This is a genomic window from Rhizobium sp. 01T437, assembly GCF_056398505.1.
The window spans coordinates 119,943-143,754 of sequence record NZ_JBFTPM010000012.1 but is presented as its reverse complement, the minus strand read 5'-3'; the positions used below and the strand labels follow the sequence as shown (position 1 = coordinate 143,754).

Here is a 23,812-nt window from a genome sequence, read left to right as displayed (position 1 = left end):
GCGTGCGGAAGCGCATTGTCGTTATTTTGTTCCGGTGGTCACATGGAACTACGCCAGCTATCCTACTTCGTTGCGGTGGCCGAGGAGCTGCATTTCGGCAGGGCGGCAGCCAAGGTGCATATCGCCCAGCCGGCGCTGTCGAACCAGGTAATGGCGCTCGAGAAGGAGCTCGGCGTGCAGCTCTTCATCCGCTCGACCAGGCGGGTGGAACTGACGCGGGCAGGGGCGGCCTTCTACGAGCGCTCGGTCAGGATCCTCAGCGAAGTCGATCTGTCGACCGAGATCGCCCGCTCGGTGGCCGGCAAGACGACGCGGAAGATTGCGATCGGCACCGTCTATCCCGCCACGATCGGCGTGCTGCCGGCGTTCCTGTCACGCATTGCCCGCAAATATCCCGACATCCGCCTGCATATCGAAAGCGGCACCACCGATGACATCATCCGCCATATCGAGGCCGGCCGCATCAATCTCGGCTTCATCCGGCCGGTGGAGAATATCGGCTCGCTGCGCTTCTTCTCGATTGCTCATGAACGCTACCTGCTGGCTGTGGCCAAGGACAGTCCGCTGTCCTTGAAGAGCGAGATCGATCTCGAGGATCTGCGCGGCGAGAAGATCATCTCGTTTACCCGCCAGAACCTCTCCTACAGCGAACGGTATTTCGCGGCAAAATTCGAGGAGCACGATCTGACCGACAATGTCGCCTATACCTGCGACGACACGTTCTCTTTGGTGTCGCTGGTCTCAGCCGGGCTTGGCATCGGCTTCGTGCCGGAATGGACGCAGGATTTGCCGAACCGCGGATTCGAGCTGAAGAAGGTGCGTGGCGTCGACTTCAAGATCGGGCTCGGTGTCGCCTGGAACAGGGAGGATCCGACCGCCTCGCGTGACGACATCATCGATATCGCACGATCGCTGGTGCGGCCGGGCAGGTGAGGGAATCGGCAGCGGGCCTTCGATACCGACTTCGGTGCGGCCCCGGATCTGGTGAAGCGAAAGAGGAGCCGTCTTAGATTATGAGGATCGCGACTGGCTGCGAGGTCAGCCTAAAAGCGGAACGCGAGTGCGTGAGGCAGTCGGTCCCGCGTCTCCTTCGGACCGCTCACGCTGACGCTCCTGCGGCTGCCCTTCCTCACGCCCTCGTGTGACGCGAATTACCGGACTTGATGAAGTTGGCGAGAACCTCGACAGCTCGTGCCTGGCGTGCTTCGCTCGGTATGCCCTTCAGCCGGAACGGCTCGGCGAGGATATCGCCAACGACTTGGGACCGCAAGCAATGCGGGTGAGCGAACGCTGGTTTCGGTGTRCCGGGCTGGAAGCTGTGACACTAGTCAGAGAAACGGTGGAGAGCTATCCCGGGCACGCTCCGCCATGGCCCGACCTAGCAGACATATATGACAAGCATTTAAATCAGAAAAACGACGCGGAGGCTCTTCAATTCGAAGAGGGGGGAAAAGACCAGTAACTTGGGCTCGAAACCCCCTCCGGAACTCCTCTGATTATCGGTGATCGTTTCGATGGCGGACGGAGGCCGCTGTTAAGAATCACCGCAATGTCGTTCAGTAAAGGCATCTGGTAAGCGTACGTGCTGTGGTTTAATCCAAAAACATCGTCGCCTATGGAACTGACATCGATCGTGTCCATGCCTGCAGCTACCAGCGGCCCAAGTGGCGCGGACGCGTCGCCGGCACGGGGGTATCTCCAGTGGCGTTTGGACATAATTAGCGCTTTGTCGTTCCGGGAGGCGTAAAGTGTTATTCCCGACACAACTTGCTCCATGATGGGAGCAATGTTCTCAAACGTTCCCCTGTCAAAATCAGGCGCCGCGAAAATGAGTTCGTTGACCGGCCTGTTCCCCGACCAGCTCCCGAACTCATTTAACCCGCTGATGACCACTTGGCTACCCATACTATGAGCGATCACGTTGATAGTGGTCACCTTTGTTTTCCGAAGTGTCTCGATCAATTCGTGAAATCCCAACGCTGCGTATCGAGAATTCTCATTGTCCTGCGAGTACGCGAGCGGACTTCCCAATGAAGGCCAAGCGTACATCACCGGGATCCCAGCATACTGAGAATCCCATATTAGTTGCGCGAACCGGAAGGCGGCACCCTCGAAGGTGTTATTGAAGCCATGGACGAATATCAGCGCAGTTGTGTCGTTACCATCGTCGATCGTTCGCCTGAATTCTTCCTCGCCCAATCTCGAAACTGTTTTGAGCTGAAACTCTCCGTTCGGTTGCCTTTGGAATTGGAACAGGTTTTGGAACGACCATGACTTGTCTGCGACGGCGCCAAATTTATGTGTTTCCGGAATTTGTACTTCGATTGCGCCGTAGGAAAGCTTTGCACGGTTGTTTCCGTAGGCGATCCAGTTATCCCTCACGATTTGCTCCCGCGTCGTCGCATAGAGAATTTTCAAGGTGCGCGCATCATTGGTCTCAACGGCCTTTTCGCACTTTCCTGTCTGGACATTGAATGAGGCGCATTCAAATGGTGACCGCCAATCCGATACCAAATGACCGGAGTCAGGTAGATAGTCGCTGAAGCTCGCTTCGACCACGAGTGGTGGCGTCTGCGCGACAACCGAAAACGTAGCATCTTTTTCCGCTTTGCCGAATAAAACTGCCTTAGTCGTGTAAAGATTGCTCTGTACCGTTGTTACGCCTCCCGCAAGATTTGCTACGGAGATGCCTGGGAGCGCATGCTTTACCTTATCGGGATCCGAGGAACCGGCCGTCTCGACCGCTTTCACCCAGGCCTGAAAGGCGGAGTAATAGTTGGCCATTCCTTCCGTTACAGGGCCACCCTCCGCCCCCTTGAAGCTACTCCAACGTTTTTGAAAACCCAAGTTGAGTTCTGTTGGGATCGAGTTGAAATACGTGCGAGCTGCAAGCTGCCCTACAAAGGAGAAATCGCTGGTCCCGGGGAGATTTTCCTCTCCCAAAGAGAGCGAAAGCATTGGAACTCGAGATTCGTCGATCGCCATGCGATGAAGCTCATCAAACAAGCCGAGGCTGTCTTGACCCGCGACCGTGGAGATGATTGCCGCTGTCTTGTCTCCAGACACAAAGGCTCCGATCGACTTGCCAATTTTAGACCAATCGCTAAATCCGAAGGGAACGTAAAGTTCCATAATGTCGTCTTCCGCAACGCCATGCGATTTCAAAAAGCCTCGGGCTACCTGGTTTGATACGCGTGGGAACACATAATCGGTCCCGACAAGAACCCATCTCTGTGCTTTCGTGCGCTCAAGCAGATACGAAACCGCCGCGATTGTCTGTTGTGAAGGCGGACTGCCAGCGTAGACGATGTTCGGGTCGTCCTCTTCTCCCTCGAATTGTGCAGGATAGATTAGAAGACCTTTGTGCTCGTCAAGGACTGGTATCATCGCCTTCCTCGAACTTGACGTCCAGCCTCCGAAAATGACAGAGACACCTTCCTTCGATAGCATTTCATCCGCGATTTCCGCGTAGGTCGGCCACTCGGATTTCGCATCTTCGACGATGGGCAGGATCTGGCGTCCTAGAACACCGCCCCGCTCGTTTTGGTCCTCGATCATCATCATCAGGACGTCCTTGAGACGCCTTTCGTCTGGTGCCATAGATCCCGATAAAGAATGCAGTATGCCGACCTTTATAGGTTCTTGAGCAAAGCTCGCAAAGGGAAGCCCCCCTCCGGAAACCAAGGAAGCGATGCCGAGGACTAGGCATTTCCAGGCCATCCATCTCGCGCTCACGGTCAATCCTCCCCACTCCGCCGGCGATCGTGCAACCTATGGAATACGATATTTTCGGTGTCGGCAAGAAGGTTTAAGCAAAACCAGGAAAAATATGCCTTTGTCTTCAAATGGATTATGTAATCGCTTTGAGCTGCGAAGTAATATTGATTTGGTCGAGTGCCCCTCATTTCGCTTGGCAGGTCAATGTTATTGAGATGATGCTTTGATGAGTTCCGATGGCGAAGCCATCTTAAGCGCGGAAACCGGATGGTTTTATCGTAGTTCTCGATACGTCCATCCGTCCCGGAGCGCGTGTCGGCGTCCGGAGATGCGTATGATGTCGCTTTTGCGAGCCGCGTCGGTCGTTCGCTCTTCGGCAGAGCGGCAGCCAAGGTGCATATCGCCCAGCCGGCTTTGTCGAACACGGTGCTGGCGTTGGAGAAGGAACTCGGCGTGCAGCTCTTGCACGGCTGACGCTGCCACGGCAGCACCTTCGACGTTTCAATGGCTCAACTTCATGTCCACGCTTGCGGGCGCGACATTCAGGGGTGAGAATTTTCAAGCACTTAAGACGGGTTGGTGATGTCTTCAGAGGATGAGGTCAAACTCTCCGGTCACGAAGTTTCGTTGGCTTATGCCAAAGTCAGGCGGTGACTGCAAGGTTTCGGTGGCTGTCCAAGCGAAAAGGCACTGGGGTGGTGTAGGGCCCCTACGTATTTCGTTTAGGTTGTAAGCGTCGAGCTGCTTGGCTAATCTCCGTCATTCGGCAATGCCGAAAGGGTTCGGCACGGCTAGGGGACTTGATGTCAGCCGACTGGAATCTGAGTGCCGTGTGCGTGGCTGGCGTCGCGAGCGATCGTCCCGGCGCAGCTGACGTTACCATCGTCCCGCTGAAAGACGCCTCCCTCGAGCTGCCAACGAGTTCGTCGTTTGAGGAAGCCGTTGCTGGATGAATCGCGACATCCGATTTCAAGGCGTGGGCACCATGCTGAGGAAAGGAGTCGCCACCGATCTCGATTTTATAACGACCGACGCCATTCGGCATCATCCTTACTATCAAGAATGGCTGCGGCCCTTCGTTTGAAGTGGTTTGCGGGGGCTCACGTGAAGGCAGGCGAGGACGAATTCGCGCTATCCGTTCAGCGCTCCGAAGCGCGGGGGCCGTTCACCGATGCGGAAGTGGATCAGCTCCGGCTTCTATCGCGAGGAGTTTCTTCGGCCGTCGCGGTGGGGAGCGCACTGGGATTCGCAAGGGCCAAAGCGGCGCTCCAGGCGTTTGACATCTCCAACAAAGCAGTCGTCATACTAAACCGCTCTGGCGAGGCGATCCTGCTCAACCGAGCGGCCGAGCGATTTGTTTGTGATGATCTTCAGATCAGCAACAAGCATTTGACCTGTCGCGACCCTACCGCAAGGCGAACCTTGGACGCGGCCGTCCACTCCGTTTGCATGTCCGAACCGGGGAGCGAGTTTCTTCATCCGATAAGGGTTTCCCGTCAGAACGGCGGCGTGATCGTTGCCTTCGTCACTCAGGCAAGAGGCGTCGCGCTCGACCTATTCTCGCCGTGCCAGGCATTTGTGATCCTGATCGACCCTATGGAACGTAGAATACCGTCGCCCGACATTTTGCAAAAGCTATTCCCACTTACGCCTACCGAGGCAAGACTCGCTCATCGACTGGCCACCGGACACAAGCTCCACGATGTCGCCGTGAGCGGAGGCTTCTCCTACGAGACGGGTCGAAATCACCTGAAGAGCATCTTTGCGAAGCTGGGCATCAACAGCCAGTCCGACCTGATCGCGGCGTTGGTCAGCATTGCAACACCACTCGACCTTTTCTGAGCTGGAGTTCGCTTATCTACGATGCGGGGAATGGGCGACCATCCAATCACGGGCCTTCATCCCCTCCCAACTGGGTCATGCGCGCTGCGCCGGCAAAGAATATTCTGGCAGGTCTGTATCCGGGGATCAATGCCGAAGTGGGGGACGTGCCATGCCGACGATAAATCGCGAGTTCACTGTTGTGGAAGGTGGAACCATCAATTTGGCAATCGCCGACGATGAAGTCGAATCGTACACCTACTCTGTGGAAAGCAGGGACGGAACGGCCAAGTTGGCGGTGGGGACACCTGACGGCACGGATGACTATGCTGCTCTGCATCAGTCGGGTGGTGGCTCGGGTGAATTCTCTCTCCCCATCAAGACCGTCGACGACGAGGTCTATGAAGGAAAGACTGCCGAGACGTTCTTCATCGACTATACCGCCGCGATCACGACCTTAGAGGACGGAGATCCTCCGGTTCCCGTCGTGACTCCGTATTCAGGCGTTATAACCGTCAATATCGACGATTCCGCGGACATCCCGAAGCTGGAAATTCACGAACTATCGATCAGGGAGGACGACAAGAAGTCTCCCCCGATGCTGACTATTACAGCGGACCACCCGGCGACCTTCGACTACACGATGCATGTCGTGGTTGGAGGAATTGGTGACGTCGAGCCGACGACCTATGACGTCGTCATGCCTGCGATGAGCCAAATTGTCAGTGTCAAACTCGGACTAGTCGACGACTACATTCGCGAGGCCTCGCCAACAGATCTGTCGAAAAATTTCGAGAACGTCACTGTGATGGCTTCGAGTGAATTCGGCACGACAACGTCTGAAATTCAGATCATCAACGATGACGGCCCAATCATCACGGTAAAGCCTATCGAGGGATCGGGAATAATTGCCTACGAGGGCTACGACTACGGGTGGGCAGACGTCACGCTGTCGCAGGCGGTGCCATATAACATAGAGCTCATTTTCACCCCGAGCGATCCGGCGGCGCATGACGAGGTCAACCTTCCTCAGGTCATCATACCAGCCGGCACGACTGGGGCTCGGGTGAAGGTCCTCCAAGCGACCGACGACCACCATGGCGAACTCACGGAGAAAATTTCCTTTACGGTCACGGCGATTCCGTCCGCTGACGAAAAGGTCTATTTCGGCCAGGCCGGTGAAACCACCACCACCATCGATGCGAACGTCAAGGACTCGATCGTCCGATATCTGGACAAAAAGGGTGACATGACCGAAGCAACGGAGATCTTGGAAAAGATTCTCGGCGTTAAAAACGAATTCATAAAGAGCCTACTTAAATATTCCCAGGATCCCGACTACTCCAAGTTCGCCGACTCCATTGAGAAATCAGCACATGTGCTGACAGTCGGACTGAACACCGCTCCAATCGTCGCAAACTACCTCAATGACAGAAGCGAGGCAGAGGGCAAACCGAACCAGACTCAGCTGAACCAAATTGCAGCAATTCGTGCGGTCGTTGACTTTTTCGATAAGACCTCCGCAGTTGCCTTTGGTGAATTCGGAAGTTCGGTTGTCGCGGCCGAAATCATTGTCGCATTCGGACTAACGGGAACCGCGCTCCCAGTTCTTGCCACCGTGGGCGCCGGACTAGCTACGGCATATGTCTACGAAAAATTCTTGGCTCCGTACCTGAAGGATGCGGTCTCCCATTTGATATTGCTGAATTACGACAATCTTGAGCGCGCACCACCGCCGTTGAGCAGTGTTGATAGTCAGGACGGTGGCCAGACGTTCGATGGCGATGGAGGCGACAATCTGTTTCTGGTGTCGAGTTCTGCGGCTCTCGTGTCGGAGCCCGCAAACGGCGGATACGATGCCGTGGTCGCATCGGCGGATTTCAAATTGCCCTCTAACGTGGAAGCGATATTCCTCACCGATGCAGCACGGAAAGCATTGGGTAATGAGCTTGATAATCTGGTGGCCGGAAACGCGCACGACAACGTCCTTTTCGGCGGGCCTGGGAAGGATGTCGTCAATGGAGGCGATGGCAACGACTTCCTTGCAGGGCAATCGGACGCGGACGTGCTCACCGGTGGCATTGGCATGGATGCCTTCAGCGGCACCATCGCCGAATTGAAGGGCGACCGGATCGCGGACTACGAGTACGGCGAGAGGATCCTCATTGCAGGCGGCCCGACGGCGGAAGGCGCCTATCGCCTCGAGCATACGGCCACCGACACGCTCGTCCAGATTGACTCCGACGGTGACGGTGTCTTTGAGAGCATGATCACACTCTCGGGCGTGATCGCCGGCGCGCTGTCGATTAAGCCCGAAACTGATCCAAGTGTTACGAACGACGATTCCGGGGCGGTCTATGCCAGCCTCTCGATAGAGCAGGTGGGTGTCGTCATCAATGGCACGAACGGTCCGGAGACGCTGGAAGGAACGCCAGGCGATGACGAGCTCTATGGCTTAGGTGGCGATGACGTCATTCTTGGTCATGAGGGAGACGACTACCTTATCGGTGGTGCGGGGAACGACCAGATCGATGGTGGTAGCGGCGACGACACCGTCGACTATACGTCGACAGGGGAGACCGGCAATCAGGGCGTCACGGTCAATCTTTCGAACGAGCAATATGGCTCGCAGGCAGCCCATACCGCGACCGACACCTCTGGCGGTACCGACAGCTTGACGTCGATCGAGGACATCTTCGGAACGATGCGCGATGACGTCTTCGTCAGCGAATCGGGCGCCTCCTACAATGCTTTCCGCGGCCTGGGCGGCAACGATACGATCGTCGGTTCCGGCGGAAATACTTGGGTCTATTATCACCGAGATCAGGATTTCGGTGGAACGGGCGGCGTCATCGTCAACCTCTCGGACGTGCAGCAGGGCGCGCAAGCAGCCCACACCGCCAAGGACGGTTTCGGCAGCACCGACACGATCACTGACGTCAACCGCGTGCGCGGTACCGTTCAAGCCGACGTCTTCTACGGAAACGACGAGGCAAACCACTTCCAGATGCTGGCGGGCAACGACTTCGTTGACGGTGGCGATGGAAGCGATCTCGTCGACTATAGCGGCGACAATCGCTCCGGCGGCGCGCTGCATGGCGCTTTCATCAATCTTTCAGGGCAGGCACAGGCGTCTTTTCTCGGGACCGTCGCGGCCCATAGTGCGATTGGCCTCTTTGGCGATGCCGACACGCTCCTCAGCATCGAGGAGGCCAAGGGCTCGGAGTTTGCCGATGTTCTCATAGGTAATGATGCTCCCGAGCCCTATCAGGGATTTTGGGGGCTTGCTGGCAACGACATCATCACCGGTGGCGGAGAAAATACCTGGGTCTACTATTCTGACGATGCGAGATTTGGCGGCTCCTCGGGGGTGATCGTCAACCTCTCCGACACCGAGCGGGGCGGCCAGGCAGCGCATAGTGCGGCCGACGGTTTTGGCGACACCGACAGTCTTACGAATGTCGGCGGCATCCAGGGCACCCACGCCGCAGACGTTATCTATGGCAACCAAGAACGGAACATGTTCGAACTCGGAGCAGGAGACGATATCGTTGATGGCGGTGACGGCGAGGATTCCATCATCTATGCCTATGACAATGATGGAACCGCCAGCCATGGCGCGTTCGTCAACCTGTCGGATGACGTGCAAACCTCATTTCTCGGCACTGTCGGTCCTCATAGCGCCATTGACCTCTACGGCAACACAGATTCCCTCACCAGCGTCGAAAACGCCGAGGGATCCGAGTTCGACGACGTGCTCGTCGCAGAAAATGCGCCCGACAAGTACCAGGGCTTCTGGGGCTATGCGGGAAACGATACGATCATCGGCGGCGGAAAGAATTCCTGGGTCTACTATTTTGACGACGCAAGATTTGGCGGCTTGGGAGGAGTGACAGTCAACCTCTCCGACACTGAGCGGGGCGGCCAGGCGGCCCATAGTGCGACAGACGGCTTTGGCGCGACAGATACGCTTATCAACGTCGGCAGCGTGAAGGGGACGGCTTCGGCAGACATCTTCTATGGCGATCAGAAGGACAACCAGTTCGAGCTCAGCGCTGGGAACGACTTCGTGGACGGTGGCGACGGCAACGATACCGTCAGCTATAGTTTCGACAATGATGGCACAGCCACGCACGGCGTCCTCGTCAATCTGTCGAATTTTGCGACGTCGGCACAGCTTGGAACCGCCGCCGCCCACAGCGCCATCGGCCTCTACGGAGATATCGACACTTTGCTCGACATCGAGGAGGCGATCGGGTCGGAATTTGACGACGTGTTGATCGGGGAGGCGAGCCCGGACAAGTATCAGGGCTTCTGGGGTCTGGCGGGTAGCGACACGATCATAGGTGGCGGAGCAAACACCTGGGTCTACTATGACGAAGATGCGTCGCGCGGCGGCAGGAATGGCGTTATCGTCAACATTTCCGGCACCCTGCAGGGCGGTCAGGCCGCTCACAGTGCGACCGATGGCTTCGCGTCATTGGACAGCCTGGTTGGCGTAGACAGCGTCAAGGGTACGGCCTTCAACGATGTGATCTACGGAAACGAGAACGACAATCAATTCGAACTTGGTGATGGCGACGACGTCGTCGACGGCGGCGATGGGATAGATACCGTCAACTACCGCTTCGACGATGATGGGACGGCCACGCACGGTGCGCTCGTCAACCTGTCCGGCCAGACTTTCACGACGGCGCTCGGGACAGTCGGGCCGCGCAGCGCCATCGGGCTGTTCGGCGATGCCGATACTTTCATCAGTATCGAGAATGCGACCGGATCCGCCTTGGGTGACTACCTGATTGGAAACGGACAGTCGAACACGCTCGACGGCAGAGCCGGCGACGACACGCTCTTGGGCGGCGGTGGCGACGATACGCTCATTGGCGGGCGCGGCAGCGACGTGATGGACGGCGGCGGCGGCCTCGATACTGTCGATTACAGTCGCGATGTCGAAGCCGGAGCGACACACGGCGTAACGGTCAACCTGCTCGGGAACGCGCCGCGGGTCAATCTTGCAGCGGACACCGCCATCGATTCCTTTGGCGACACGGATACCGTCGCCAACATCAGAAACGTCATTGGTACACAGTTTGCCGATGTTATCTACGGCGGCAACCATGCCAATACAATTGAAGCCGGAGCTGGCGACGACCTTCTCATCGGAGGTCTCGACAACGACGTTCTTGACGGCGGCGATGGGGTGGATACCGTCGATTACAGCTTCGACGATAATGGGACGGCCACCCACGGGGCGCTCGTCAACCTGTCCGGCCAGACGTTCACGACTACGATGGGTACCGTTGGACCGCGAAGCGCGATCGGCCTCTATGGAGACATAGACACACTGGTCGACATTGAGAACGTGACGGGGTCGGCATTCGCTGACTACCTGATCGGCAACGGTCAGTCGAACACGCTGAGAGGCGGAGACGGCAACGACAGTCTCTTCGGCGGTGACGGCAGCGACACCCTGATCGGTGGACGGGGCGAAGACACTATGGATGGTGGCGGGGGCCTCGACACCGTCGATTACGGCGCGGAAGGCGGCGATCGTGGCGTGATAGTGAACCTCCTCGGCGACGGCCCGCTGAACCAATATGATCTTCTTGCCGATGAAGCAATCGACACGTTCGGCTACAAAGACAAGATTCCGAACGTCCGACATGTCATCGGTACTGCATTTGCCGACATAATTTACGGCGGCAACCATGCCAACACGATAAAGGCCGGAGCAGGCGACGATTTTCTTCATGGGGGTGTCGACGATGATAATCTTTATGGCGGCGCGGGGACTGATACAGCGGACTACACCGGCAATCGCTCAGATTACCTGATCACAGACAACGGCGACGGCAGCATGACCGTCGCGGACCTACGCGCCGGAACCCCGGATGGGCGCGATACCGTCTGGGAGATCGAATTCCTCAAATTCGCCGACCGCACGGTGGCCGGATCAGTCAACGCGCCGCCATCGATCGCTGGCGGCGATACTGCCGCCGCCGTGGTCAATGAGAACCAGACGGTCGTGAGCACGATCGTCGCAACCGACCCGAACGCCGGCGACACCTTGTCATTCGCGATCGCCGGCGCCAACGACGCCGGCAAATTCACAATTGACGCAACGACCGGAAACCTCAGCTTCGTCTCCGCGCCTGACTACGAGTCGCCCGGCGACGTCAATGGGGACAATCTTTACGAGGTTGTAGTCCAGGTTTCGGACGGGCTCGGCGGCGTCGATACCCAGTCAATCGCGGTCTCGGTCGCGAACCTGAACGACAGCGCTCCGGTCTTCACCTCCGGTACGGTCGCGAACGTCCAGGAGAATTCAGGCGGCGTCGCTTACGACGCTGACGCCGAGGAAGCCGATGGTCTTGGGGCTCTCTCATATTCCCTCAGCGGAACCGACGCGGCGCGTTTCGACATCGATGCCGTGTCGGGAATGGTCAGTTTCAAGGCTGCGCCGAATTTCGAAGCGCCTCTGGATGCGAATGCCGACAATGTCTACGACATCGTCGTCACGGCGTCGGACGGCACACAGGCGACAAACCGCACCGTGGCCATAACCGTCTCCAACCTCAACGACAACGCGCCCGTCTTCGTCTCGGGCGGCACGGCAACCTTCGCGGAAAACGCCACCGGCACCGTTTACGATGCCAATGCGACCGACGCCGACGGCGCGGGCGTGACATATGTGCTGAGCGGTACAGATGCTGCCCGTTTTGCAATCGACAGCGCAGGCGTGGTGACTTTCATAGCACCGCCAGACTTCGAAGCTCCCGGCGATGCCGGTGCAAGCAACGTCTATGACATCGTCGTAACCGCGTCCGATGGCACCTTCGCCACCCCTCAAGCGGTCGCGATCACGGTAACCAATGTTGCAGAAGGCGGGAGCGTCATCAACGGGACCGCTGGTGGTGACACACTGAACGGCACGCCCGGCCCTGACACGATCAGCGGCCTTGCGGGAAACGACACGCTCAATGGCCTTGGAGGAAACGATCGCCTCGTCGGCGGAACCGGCGCGGATCTTTTAAACGGCGGCGCCGGTGCCGATATGATGCAAGGTGGCGCGGGCGCCGACACCTATGTCGTCGACGACGCTGGCGACACGGTCGACGAATCCGTGCCTGGTTCAGGCGGCAGAGACGCGGTTCAGTCCTCTATCAGTTTCAGTCTTGTCGCTTCGGCCACCGTTCTGGGAGGGCTGGAGGACCTGACACTAACGGGCTCTGCAGCGATCAACGCCGTCGGCAACAATCTCGCCAATGTCCTGATAGGCAATAATGCAGATAACCTGATTCAAGGGGGTGCCGGCAACGACACCCTGGTTGGCAACGGCGGCAACGATACGCTCGATGGCGGGGCGGGCAATGACACGATGCGCGGCGGCGCTGGCAACGACGCCTACGTCGTCGATTCCGTTGGCGACAGGATCGACGAAAGCGGCGCCGGCGGGCAAGACACGATCATCTCCTCGATCGGCTTCAGCCTGTCCTCTGGACGAGTCGCGGGCTCGGTGGAAAACCTGACGCTTGTCGGTATCGCCAACATAAATGCGGCAGGCAACGCTCTCGGCAACCTGCTTATCGGCAATGGCGGCGACAATATCCTGGACGGCGCGGCCGGGCAGGACATCATGCAAGGAGCGGGCGGTAACGATACTTATGTGGTTGATGACGTTAACGACATCGTCGATGAAAGCACTGCGCGGGCGGGTGGACTGGACACCGTCCGGACATCCCTCGGCTACAGTCTAGCGGCGTCAACGCATGTCCTCGGACAGATCGAAAATCTCGTGCTGACCGGAAACAGCGATGTCGATGGCACCGGCAACGACGCGGACAACACAATTACGGGAAACACCGGATCGAACATCCTCAGCGGCGGTGCCGGAAACGACGTTCTCAACGGTAACCGCGGTAACGACACTCTGCTCGGAGGAACGAGCAATGACACTCTCATCGGCCTGGCAGGCGTAGATCGGCTCGACGGAGGATCGGGCGCGGACAGCATGTCGGGAGGCACTGGCAACGATACTTATGTTGTCGATGACGGAGGCGATACCATCCAGGAGAATGCCAACGAGGGTAGGGACACGGTCGAGGCCTCGCTTGCGAGCTTCACCCTTTCCGACAATGTCGAGAACCTTGTCTACATCGGGATGACCAACTTCACAGGAATAGGCAACGTCCTGAACAATACGATCAGCGGCGGGGCCGGGAGCGACCACCTTGATGGCGGGGCAGGAAATGATCTGCTGATCGGAGGTGCGGGCAGCGACGTCCTTGCCGGCGGGTCAGGCGCAGATCAGTTCATCTTCAACGTCGCCTTCGGTTCGGCAGGGGTCGATACGATCACGGACTTCGTCACCCGTGCTGCCAATGCGGGCGTTCACGACCGCATCGTGTTGGACAACGCCAGCGGCATGTTCAGCCAGCTTGCGGAGGGCACCCTCTCCAATGCTGCGTTTGCCGTCGCCAATGGCGGACAGCCACAGGATGCCAGCGATCGGATCGTCTACGATCCGACGACCGGCTGGCTGACTTATGACAGCAATGGCAGTGCCCCGGGCGGCAATCCGATCCATTTTGCAACGCTGGACGCTGGTCTGAACCTTCGCGCTGCGGACTTCGTGGTCGTATGAGAGGTGCACGGAAGGCGGCGCTTCGTCGCTCGTGTTCTGTGACCTTCGATATCTCGTGGGGATTGCCTGATGAAGTCGCCGCCGAAAGCCGGATACGTCAAACACCGCCGCATCGGAAAGGCATTCGATGACGAGCCCGCGCGGGATGCTTTGCGCGCGCGGCGGCGTGATTTTCGACTGATCGCCATCTTTTCGGCCGTCATCAATCTGCTCACCTTGACCGGTTCCTTCTATATGCTCCAGGTCTATGACCGCGTGCTCGCCAGCCGCAGCGTCGAGACGCTGGTCGCCTTGTCGCTGGTAGCCCTCATCGCCTTTGCCCTGCAAGGTTCGCTGGATTCGATCCGGTTGAAGATGCTGAGCAGGGTCGGAGCTCAGTTCGACGACGACCTCTCAAGTCTTTGCCTGCGTGCCTCCAACCTTCTTCCGTTGCATGGGGCTCCGGCGCAACAGTCTGTGCAGCCGATTCGCGACCTCGATATCGTCCGCGGGTTTCTCGCCGGACCAGGACCCGCGGCGATCTTCGACCTCCCGTTCATGCCACTGTTCGTTGTCGGCTGCTTCCTCCTGCATCCTTGGCTGGGCTGGCTCGCAATCGGAGGGGGTGCCGTCATCATCGTTCTTGCATTGACGACGGAAGCCCGGCTACGGGAGCCTGTCCGCCGGCTGGGCGGTACTGCTGCTGCAAGGCAGGTCTTCGCAGACGGCGCGCGTCGAAACTGCGAGACCGTCGAGGCGATGGGCGTACATGCCGCGTTGGATCGCCGATGGCGCCGGCTGAACCAGGAGCACGTTCATGTCACGCTGAAGTCGAGCGACGTAACTGCCACGCTCGGCGCCTTCGCCAAGATCTTCCGTACGATCCTCCAGTCCGCGATCCTTGGAACCGGAGCCTATCTTGTCATCAATCAGGAAATCTCCGGTGGGGCGATGATCGCCGCATCCATCATGACGGCACGAGCGCTCGCTCCGATCGAGACGGCACTCTCAAACTGGAAGGGATTCGTCGCCGCCCGAGCGGCATATGCGCGGCTGAAGACGTCGCTCGGCATTGCCGTCGAGCGCGAACTGGTGGAGCTCAGGCCACCGCGGTCGAAGCTATCGGTGGAAGGGTTGACGATCCTGCGAAGCGGCGGCGATCCAATCCTTGCTAATATTAGCTTCGAGCTGAAAGCAGGAGACGCACTCGGCATCATTGGCCCAAGTGGATGCGGCAAGTCTACGCTAGCGCGTGCGATTGTCGGCGTTCTCAATCCCGCCAAGGGCGTCGTGCGGCTGGACCGTGCGGCGCTGACCCATTGGGACAGGGAACGCATCGGTCGGCACGTCGGCTACCTTCCGCAGGACCTCGGGCTGATCGACGGAACCGTCGCCGATGTGATCTCACGGTTCCAGGCGGACGGAAACTCGGAACGGATCATGGAAGCGGCGATCGTTGCGGGAGCGCACGATCTCGTCCTGTCGTTCCCGCTTGGCTATGATACCCGGATCGGTGAGGGTGGCGTCATGTTGTCCGGTGGTCAGCGGCAGCGGATCGGACTGGCGCGCGCCCTCTACGGAAATCCCTTTCTCGTTGTGCTGGACGAGCCGAATTCAAACCTGGACGCCGTCGGCGACATGGCCCTTACGGAGGCAATTGAGAGCGTGCGCGAACGTGCGGGAATAGCTATGGTCGTCACGCATCGTCCGTCAGGGCTCGCCGCGGTGAATAAGGTTGCCTTTCTTCAGGACGGGGTCGTGCAGCTCTTTGGTCAGAAGGATGAGGTGCTTGCTGCGTTATCGAGACCGTCGGAGGTTACGCCCTTGAGAGCGGTCGGAGGCTCGGCGGACAATGGATAGCGAAGAGTGGAGATTCGTTGATCACCGCACGTCTTTGCGCCGCTATGGCCTCGCCGGGCTCGTAATGATCGCAATCTTCGCATCGTCTTTCGGGGCATGGTCGGCGCTTGTCCCGCTTTCGGGAGCCGTTGTCGCTTCGGGCCGCTTCGAGGTCGACGGAAGCGTCAAGAAGGTGCAGCACAAGACAGGCGGTATCGTTTCCGAAATACTCGTACAGGATGGCCAGCGCGTCGCCGAAAACCAAGTATTGATCCGCCTCGACCCGACGACTGTCGGCTCCGAGCTGCAGATTGTCGTTCACCAACTCGCCGATCTGAGAACGACGGCGGCGCGGCTTCGAGCCGAACGCGACGGCCAGGATCGCTTTTCGCCGCCGCCGCCGATCCTTCCGCCCGAAGAGTCCGCGTTCGAGGACGCCTTGCTTCAGCGCGAAGAACGGATGCTGGAGGCTCGTCGTGAGGCTCGGCTTGGTCAGGAGAGCCAACTTACCGAACGTATCAACCAACTTGAAAAGCAGATCGAGGGCCTTGATGTCCAGTCGACGGCCAAGACGCGCCAGCGGGAGATTGCCGGTGACGAGCTCAAGAGCCTCCACGGGCTGCTCGACCAGAAGCTCGTCCTCGTCGCGCAGGTCAACACGCTGGAGCGCACCGCAACGCAACTCGACGGTGAAATAGGCGAAATACTTGCGACGACGGCCGAAGTGGGGGCAAAGATCGCCGAGACCAGATTGCAGATACTGAACATCGAGCAGGTTGCAGTGGCTGATGCCAGCAAAGAACTGGCCGAGGTCGAAGCCAAGGTCAGCGAGCTGGAAGGCAGACGGGTTCAAGCGATGGACGCGCTTCAGCGCGTGGAGATCAAAGCGCCGAGAGATGGCTTCGTGCACGAGCTTGCCGTCCACACAGTCGGGGGCGTTGTGGGATCCGGGGAGGTCCTGATGACGATCGTGCCGGAGCACGTGCCGTTGAAAGTTGAGGTGCGCATCAACCCGCACGACATCGACAACATCCATTTGGACGACCAGGCCGTCGTTCGTATCATCGGCCTGAACCACTCAACCACGCCTGACCTGCATGCTCAAGTCTCGATGGTCGGAGCAGACCTCGCGCAGGATCCGACGACGCATGTTGCCTACTATCCGGTTGAGCTGCGACTTGGGTCTGGCGAGATCGACGCGCTCGACAGCGTACGACTGGTCCCAGGCATGCCGGTCGAGGTCTTCATCACAACGTCGAGCAGGACGTTCGCGCAGTATCTTTGGGAGCCGATCCGAGATCGCGTCTCCCGTGCGGTCCGTGAGAAGTAGTTGGTGATCGCGCTCTAACTCAATATTGCCGGCGGCATTCGCGAACGGTCACAGGGTTGAACGGCGATCGTGCCACGCGCGTTCAATCGGCCACATTCGAGGTTTCCCATGGGCACCGGCAAGCTACGTCAGGCCTAGTTTTTCCTCCGACACTCTCGAGGCCGAGATCGGCTAGGAGACCTTCACCAGCCGAAAGTCATCTCGTTCTCCGCCCGAACCTTTCCTACGGGGACGGCAATTTCGCTCACGAAAATTCCAGAGAACATTAACGGGAGACCTCGCATCCAGTTATGACGAGCAGCCGGCATTGTTGAACACGGTCCTGGCGCTGGAGAAGAAACTCGGCGTGCAGCTCTTCATCCGCTCGACACGGCGGGTGGAACTGACGCGGGCAGGGGCGGCCTTCTATGAGCGCTCGGTGAGGATCCTCAGTGAGGTCGACCTGTCGACCGAGATCGCCCGCTCGGTTGCCGGCAAGACGACGCGGAAGATTGCGATCGGCACGGTCTATCCCGCACCATCGGCGTGCTGCCGTCCTTGTGCGCATTGCCCGCAAATGTCCCGATATCCGCCTGCATATCGAAAGCGGCACCACCGATGACATCATTGTATCGGCTGCTGCAGGCGATCAGGACGTTGGTGCAGATTGTTCTACTTCATTCTTCTGACCCCATGGTGGGAGGGCCCGCAGGGCCGGTCCCGGAGAGAAGCAAGACCCCGCGATGGATTTCCTTACGACGGAGACGGAACTCGACGAAGCTTGACCTCGACCCGCCGAATAGAGAAGGTGAGGGGGCGAGCCCGGCCCGAAATCGGAACACGGGTCGCAGGGCACTTCAACAAGTTATGCGTGGCTTCGGAGAACAGCCCTAATCGCATGAGATCCGACCCGGGAACTCATCTTTCTCTAGGGCTTGCGCGGTCGCCGCAAGTAGCCTGTGGTGTGGCTTATTCCACGCCTCGACGAGACTTCTGCGTGAAACTTCCAGCCAACCCGCTTTTCTGGCGGTTACGGGACACGACGCGCCAACGTCTACCGCTTTACCGTTTTCCAGCTTCACCGGATCGCTATATTTCGAATAGATCTCTCGTCTGATCCCAGAGGGCCTTGAGACCTGCGCCGGCTTGTCGACCGTCCCAGTTTGGGAAAGAGCACCTATGATCGCTTTTTGCTTCGACACGGAAACAGATCCACGCTGGGGTATACCTGCCGGCAAAGGGATCGTCACGCCGTGTAAGAAAATCAAATTGAGATAGTCGTTGGAGGACGCGCCAGCTGAATTTCCATTTTCGACGATATTTCCCGCAATCGGATACGAGAACTGATTGGATTCCCATACGTATGCGGCCAATCGCGCCACACATCGGCGGGTTTTAATTGACTTGGAGCACGCATCCACAATCCAGCCCGACATCATGTCGGCTGGGATAACTGCCAACTGGACCCATCCGTCCAGACCGCCTTTTTTATAGGTGCATTCCTTGTAGGGGACGCCTGGATATAGGGAATTGTCGGTTCTCAGCGTGGGATCACAGTTTTTCTCAAAATATCGTGGTTGGTTCGTTTTGGCTGCGATGACCTTTGTGAGTGACCCCCGCAAATTATCGTCTTGAAGCTTTTCGAATATGGAGTCGAATGTCGATTTCGCGGCGACCGGGTCTGCGAGCGCCGACACGATGAGTGACGCGAACGTGATTCCACTTAAGAGCTTTTTCACTCCGTCATCTCCCATATCGAAACGGTGCTGTCTTTAATCGGCTTCTGGACGACGGCCGACACTTTCTGAACGTAGGCTGGGCCGTCATAATTGTACGTTGGCGCTATTGTCTGCAACCAGGCGATCGCGGCTTTACGGCTATCGCCTCCGTTTTTGATAGCGGCCCGGTAAGCGTCGGTGGCTGGCTTATAATGTCGGCTTGTGGCGAGGCGCCATGCCACGAAATCAACAGCGTCTGCTCGAGATTTGAAAGCCGGATACTCATTCCCTTCATCCCAGTCAGGCTGGCACCACAGTACGAATTTCTCGTAGCCCTTGCCTAATTCGGCGCCAGGCCATTTGAACGCGAAAATATTGTTCGACTTGATTGCGATACGGGTCAAACCATAGCCAGATTCAATGACGGCCATTCCTGCGACCATCGCGGCAGGCACCCCGTGCTTCATGGCCGACACCTTCGCTGCGTTTGCTACTTCTTCTACGAAACTCTTTTGTTCGAGCGGACTTGGAGCGTGAACCGCCAAATAACACCAATCACCTTTTCCGGGCCGATTTATCTCGTCGGCGGCAAGTGAAGTGCTGGCGGCCGCAAGAGCTGCCGCCACTGCGTGCATTGCGATATACTTCATCGATCCCCCGGTCGAATTTTGCTACATAATTCTAAAATGTAGAAAATATAAATTCTACTTAAAGGAAGGTCTTTTCAATTTGCAACTGATTTATTTACAAAAGAAGACCGTTAGTGGAAACTCATGACGACAGTGCGACATCTGCCGGCGCACAAGCAAAAATAACCATCGAGTTCTTTTTGACAAAGTATGGACTCTGCGTAATCATCTCGCATTACTAGCAGTCTTCGCGCGACTCCTTCACGTCGGCCCCAGATCAGGGCAAAGCCGGAAGAGGCAGTTCAGCGGCGAACGTCGGGCGAAAGGCACCCTTTCATAGGTTGAAGGCCTGCTCCAAGGCGCCGCTACCACGCAGTTCGCCGCCATCGAACGGCGTTCATCCGCCGCCATCCACAAATCGTCGGGCTGTAGAATAGCTTAAAGCCAAGAGAGATGCGTCCCAGCCGGATCCACCCTTCGCTGTCGCGGTGGCTTCGTCACCATCGCGCATGAGGAAATCACACCCACCCCTATTTTTTGGCGAGTATTAATCGGCGCTGAATATTCCATCCCGAAACACAAGATCGGAAAAAGCGTCGGCTGGAACAATCGAAATTGGGGCACTTCGGGCGGCGACATTGTCGACTTGACCGTTTGTTTTGTGGTCGCGCAGCCCGGGGTGCTATGTACGCCATCGAACTGAGGTCGAGACGACTTGCGGCGACCAGGTCAACGTTCTATGGAGACCCGGCTTTCTTTTTCAACCAGCCAACGACGCCCTCCAAGCCGGGAAAAATCGTCATACTATTAATCCGCATTAGTTGAAGGTCATCAAGAATTTCATCCTCTGACTCAGCAGGGATATCGAACCGAATCAGGAAAGGAGGTCCTTCATTTAGTGCAGGTAAAAAAGAGGTACTTGCGCTCTTGAAGAGATCCACCAAGTCAGTCCGTGATGTCAAGTTTTGTGTGAATGCTCCCATCTGCCACAGGTTTCGAGAATTACCAGGATACAAATCGCGTCTAAATTGCAGCTCGGACGCTGCGATTTTGGACGTCGCGGTTAGATCAAGCGCCCAAATCGAAATGTTTCCGGTGGTGCATTGATCAATTCGAGAGGTCGCGAAAAAAGCCGCAACGTAAGGGCTGAATGACCAATCCAATAGTCGCGTATTTAGACCGTAATGCTGGGCGATGGCCTCAATATTCCCATCGGTTAGGGTCGAAAACTTGTCCGCAAATTCTTTAGCCGAATCGGGACTGATTTTTCCGTAAATTTCGTAGTTCTCGACAAAGAGCTTTAGGAGGTTTTTGTATTTTTTCTCGCGATCAGCCGTTGAAAGTTTAGCGTTCAGGCGATCGAAACTAGAAATAAGGCCCCAACTCGAGCAAGATTGACCGCGAAATACAAACCTATCGGAGAGCGTTTGGAAGCCGATATTTTGTAATAAGACAGAACGCATCGCAGTTCTGAAATCATCCCAATTGGCGCATGCAACCGTGGCAAAGATTCCGCTGCGGGAACTAAAAGACCGGGCCATATTCCTCACTTACCTCGAGTTCACAACGCACGATCAGTGAGGAATGAAATCCCACAATTTCGGGCTTGGCGGGAACACGTTGTTGGGGGGACCATGAAAAAACCCACCTGGAATCAGTGCCTTCATTCACCAAGAATGCAATAACGTTGCTACGCCAGAGTATTGCTTCCGTTCGCTTGATGTTGTGATGAATTCCTTTTTCGGTGCACACCTCGTCGGGAAGTACGCGGCGGAGAAAGGTCTCAAGAAAGTAATCATACTCATCTCGCGACAGGACTTCTTTGCCAAAATCTCGAATCGTTTCTTCCAATTCAGTGGCGACCCAGTTTACAACTCCCTCACTTCTCACTGAGGGAACGACACTCGATATGTCCGGCGTGAAAGCGATTATTTCCTCGGCCGCCGTCTTGAGCATGAGGTCAGCCACTTCTCCAGCTACCTCTTCAACGACGGTCTTGAATTCTCTCTCGGTAAATACCTCGTTTGATTGATAAAAGCGCGTCTTATGCTGGCAAAGAAGGTTGAACAATCGGATGACGTTTCTTGGAGATAGGCGCGTATGCCGCAGCAGATAGGTCTCGACATCTTCGGGACCTAACCGCCGTTTTGCCCGAACTTGCGAAAAACCAAGCCACGCTGCGAGTGGCCGCTGATCGCTGTTGAGCTTCTCCGAGTCGACAAAACGCAAATTTGAAATCTGTTGTAGCCGGCGATTGAGAAACATCTTTGCCGAACGTGGCTCCCAGTTCAGGGAGAGCAGATTTCGTATGCGATCTACATGCGGACTTTCGCGTGCCGCTACAAAGACAAAGTTTCTTATGGCAGCGGTAACGACGATGTCGTTGGTATTACGTTGCGCCTCATGAAAGAAGAAAATCGCATCAAACAGGCCCACCTGAAAATCGAGCCACATCCGCGGTTGGCGCCATGACACTTCATCGACGCCGTCGATAATGACATGCACGGGACGATCCTGCTTCACGAGCGAAGCGATATCTGCTTCCAGGGACGCCAGGTCGGTCCTATCGAGGAACTGAAGAAGCCGAGCAAGAGTGTTTATCGGCTCAAGAATCCGATGCAAAATTATGCCCGGATTCGCGAGATCGCGGAGATTGCTGAGCTTGAAGTCAATGCCGGCTGAAAAATGCTGCTCGAAGTGCCCCACGAGTGCATTGCGCACGTCATTTGAGTTCTCGTTGTCGAAATTAAAACCGCGGGTTTCCAAAAATCTGAGGGCAGCCTTTCTCACTTTTGGAGCGGATTGGTCGGAAAGAAATCTCGAAAGAATCGAGATTGAAATAACGATTCGCCACAAACGAGACCAATGACTACGCGCGTGCGGGCGATCGGTGCCAGTTTCAAACTGGCGCTCTAGGTGCGCAGGTATGGCGTTGTCGCTAAGTGCGCCAAAGATAACAGTCCGACCACTTTTATTCGTTTCCTCCTCAATATAACGAAGGATGTGAGTCTTTCCGGAGCCTTTTTTGCCAACTACTACACGAATGTGCTCGATGTCTTCACTTACTTGGTATGGCTGGATTATGAGATCTCGGACATCGACGAAAGCATTGTAGACGTCGCTCTTATCGCGGCGTGCGGCATCTTCAGCGCCGAGTGGATTGTCTAACGGCCGCCAATGTACATCCATTTGTCCCCCCAAGGTTTCAAAGACGTTTGTACGATAGATTTACACCTAAACCGTTATCTTGTGTGCGATGCGTTTGCGTAATTGCTTAGTGCCAATAAAACTTAATTATTAACGCTCAATAATATAACAGGAAACCACTAAAGAGCGTTCGTTGCAAGAGTGATTGGTACTCAACTTGCAGAAGTGCCGCGAACAACTCCTCACTGCACTTCTTCTCGACTGCCAGTGACTGACCACTGTGAGAGAAGCCCACGTCGTTGACGTGTTAGGTCGACGTAGATGCTGTTCAAGAACACACCGAGCATCCGCTCTACAGAAAATGACCGGAACCCCGCGCCCAAATCTGGTAGTTCCCCTTTTTTAGCCGACCTGCTCCACCGCAAGCGTCCCTGCTGGAAGAGGCTTGATCAGCGACGTCGAAGAGACCGTCGGATCGAGCCAGTCGGCCCAGGCGCTGCGTTCGAGGATGATGATCTGTCGGTCGTGGTATGGGCTGATGTCCGGCCCCGGTTCCATCGTCAGCATGGTGAAGGCCTGGCCGACCTCCGTCGTCTCGCGCCAGATGCCGGCGATGCAGAAGATCGGCTCGTCCTTCTTGGTGAAGAGCCACTTGTCCTTGCGCTTTTTCGTCGAATCCTTGGGGTCGGTGAACTCGTAGAAGCCGTCGGCAATGATCAGGCAACGGTTGGAAGTGAACTCCCGGCCTTCCGACCGGAAATTATAGACCGGCCGCTTGTTCGGCGCCGGCCAGCTCCAGCACCGCTGGACGAGTTCTGCCTCATCGGGAGCGCCATCGATCGCTCGCACAATGGGGCCGACATCGGTAATCTTGATGTCCTCACGCGCTTCGAGGTTCGGCGCACCTTCACCGAAACGGATCTTGATCTTGAGGTCGGCGAAGTCCTCGACGATCGAGGCGACATCCACCATCAGCCGATAATCATTGCACATGTATCCTCCGTTTCGG

11 protein-coding genes and 2 pseudogenes are annotated in these 23,812 nt (G+C 57.0%); 7 read left to right on the top strand and 6 right to left on the bottom strand.

The features are described 5' to 3' along the window. Positions 1–42: 42 nt before the first annotated feature. The gene (locus AC1DM5_RS24110; RefSeq protein ID WP_477975820.1) at positions 43–933 is read left to right on the top strand and encodes a LysR family transcriptional regulator; all 891 of its coding nucleotides are present in this window, start codon (positions 43–45) and stop codon (positions 931–933) included. Between the two features lie 498 nt (positions 934–1,431). Here the strand turns inward: AC1DM5_RS24110 and AC1DM5_RS24105 are convergent, their stop codons facing one another. Then, the gene (locus AC1DM5_RS24105) at positions 1,432–3,720 is read right to left on the bottom strand and encodes a transporter substrate-binding protein (protein WP_477975842.1); all 2,289 of its coding nucleotides are present in this window, start codon (positions 3,718–3,720) and stop codon (positions 1,432–1,434) included. Positions 3,721–4,029: 309 nt separating this feature from the next. On the opposite strand from AC1DM5_RS24105, the pseudogene AC1DM5_RS24100 reads away from it, so the two are divergent. The 6 genes and pseudogenes from AC1DM5_RS24100 to AC1DM5_RS24075 form a co-directional block, all read left to right on the top strand. Then, positions 4,030–4,179: pseudogene (locus AC1DM5_RS24100) on the top strand (helix-turn-helix domain-containing protein); the annotation flags it as partial. A 642-nt stretch (positions 4,180–4,821) separates the two neighbouring features. Continuing rightward, entirely contained in the window at positions 4,822–5,559 is a 738-nt protein-coding gene (locus AC1DM5_RS24095) for a helix-turn-helix transcriptional regulator (protein WP_477975818.1), read from the top strand. 151 nt (positions 5,560–5,710) lie between these two features. Next, positions 5,711–14,182, top strand: a complete 8,472-nt coding sequence (locus AC1DM5_RS24090; RefSeq protein WP_477975816.1) for a beta strand repeat-containing protein — start codon at positions 5,711–5,713, stop codon at positions 14,180–14,182. Positions 14,183–14,251: 69 nt separating this feature from the next. Then, complete coding sequence (locus AC1DM5_RS24085) at positions 14,252–16,021, top strand: type I secretion system permease/ATPase (RefSeq protein WP_477975814.1); 1,770 nt, start codon at positions 14,252–14,254, stop codon at positions 16,019–16,021. After that, positions 16,014–17,330: an HlyD family type I secretion periplasmic adaptor subunit gene (locus AC1DM5_RS24080; protein ID WP_477975812.1), complete on the top strand. Its 1,317-nt coding sequence runs from the start codon at positions 16,014–16,016 to the stop codon at positions 17,328–17,330. Before AC1DM5_RS24085 ends, AC1DM5_RS24080 begins: the two co-directional genes overlap by 8 nt. Before the next feature lie 307 nt (positions 17,331–17,637). Beyond that, positions 17,638–17,971 (top strand): annotated as a pseudogene (locus tag AC1DM5_RS24075) (LysR family transcriptional regulator); the annotation flags it as partial. A 228-nt stretch (positions 17,972–18,199) separates the two neighbouring features. Here the strand turns inward: AC1DM5_RS24075 and AC1DM5_RS24070 are convergent. The 5 genes from AC1DM5_RS24070 to AC1DM5_RS24050 form a co-directional block, all read right to left on the bottom strand. Next, positions 18,200–19,048, bottom strand: coding sequence for a hypothetical protein (locus AC1DM5_RS24070; protein ID WP_477821818.1), 849 nt, complete (start codon positions 19,046–19,048; stop codon positions 18,200–18,202). Next, positions 19,045–19,677, bottom strand: coding sequence for a glucosaminidase domain-containing protein (locus AC1DM5_RS24065; RefSeq protein ID WP_477821819.1), 633 nt, complete (start codon positions 19,675–19,677; stop codon positions 19,045–19,047). The genes AC1DM5_RS24070 and AC1DM5_RS24065 overlap by 4 nt, the downstream gene beginning before the upstream one ends. Before the next feature lie 716 nt (positions 19,678–20,393). Beyond that, positions 20,394–21,197: an FRG domain-containing protein gene (locus AC1DM5_RS24060; RefSeq protein WP_477821820.1), complete on the bottom strand. Its 804-nt coding sequence runs from the start codon at positions 21,195–21,197 to the stop codon at positions 20,394–20,396. Next, on the bottom strand, positions 21,181–22,845 hold the full coding sequence (locus tag AC1DM5_RS24055; protein ID WP_477821821.1) for a P-loop ATPase, Sll1717 family: 1,665 nt from the start codon (positions 22,843–22,845) through the stop codon (positions 21,181–21,183). Before AC1DM5_RS24055 ends, AC1DM5_RS24060 begins: the two co-directional genes overlap by 17 nt. A gap of 360 nt (positions 22,846–23,205) precedes the next feature. Further along, positions 23,206–23,796, bottom strand: coding sequence for an SOS response-associated peptidase (locus AC1DM5_RS24050; protein ID WP_477975810.1), 591 nt, complete (start codon positions 23,794–23,796; stop codon positions 23,206–23,208). Positions 23,797–23,812 lie beyond the last annotated feature (16 nt).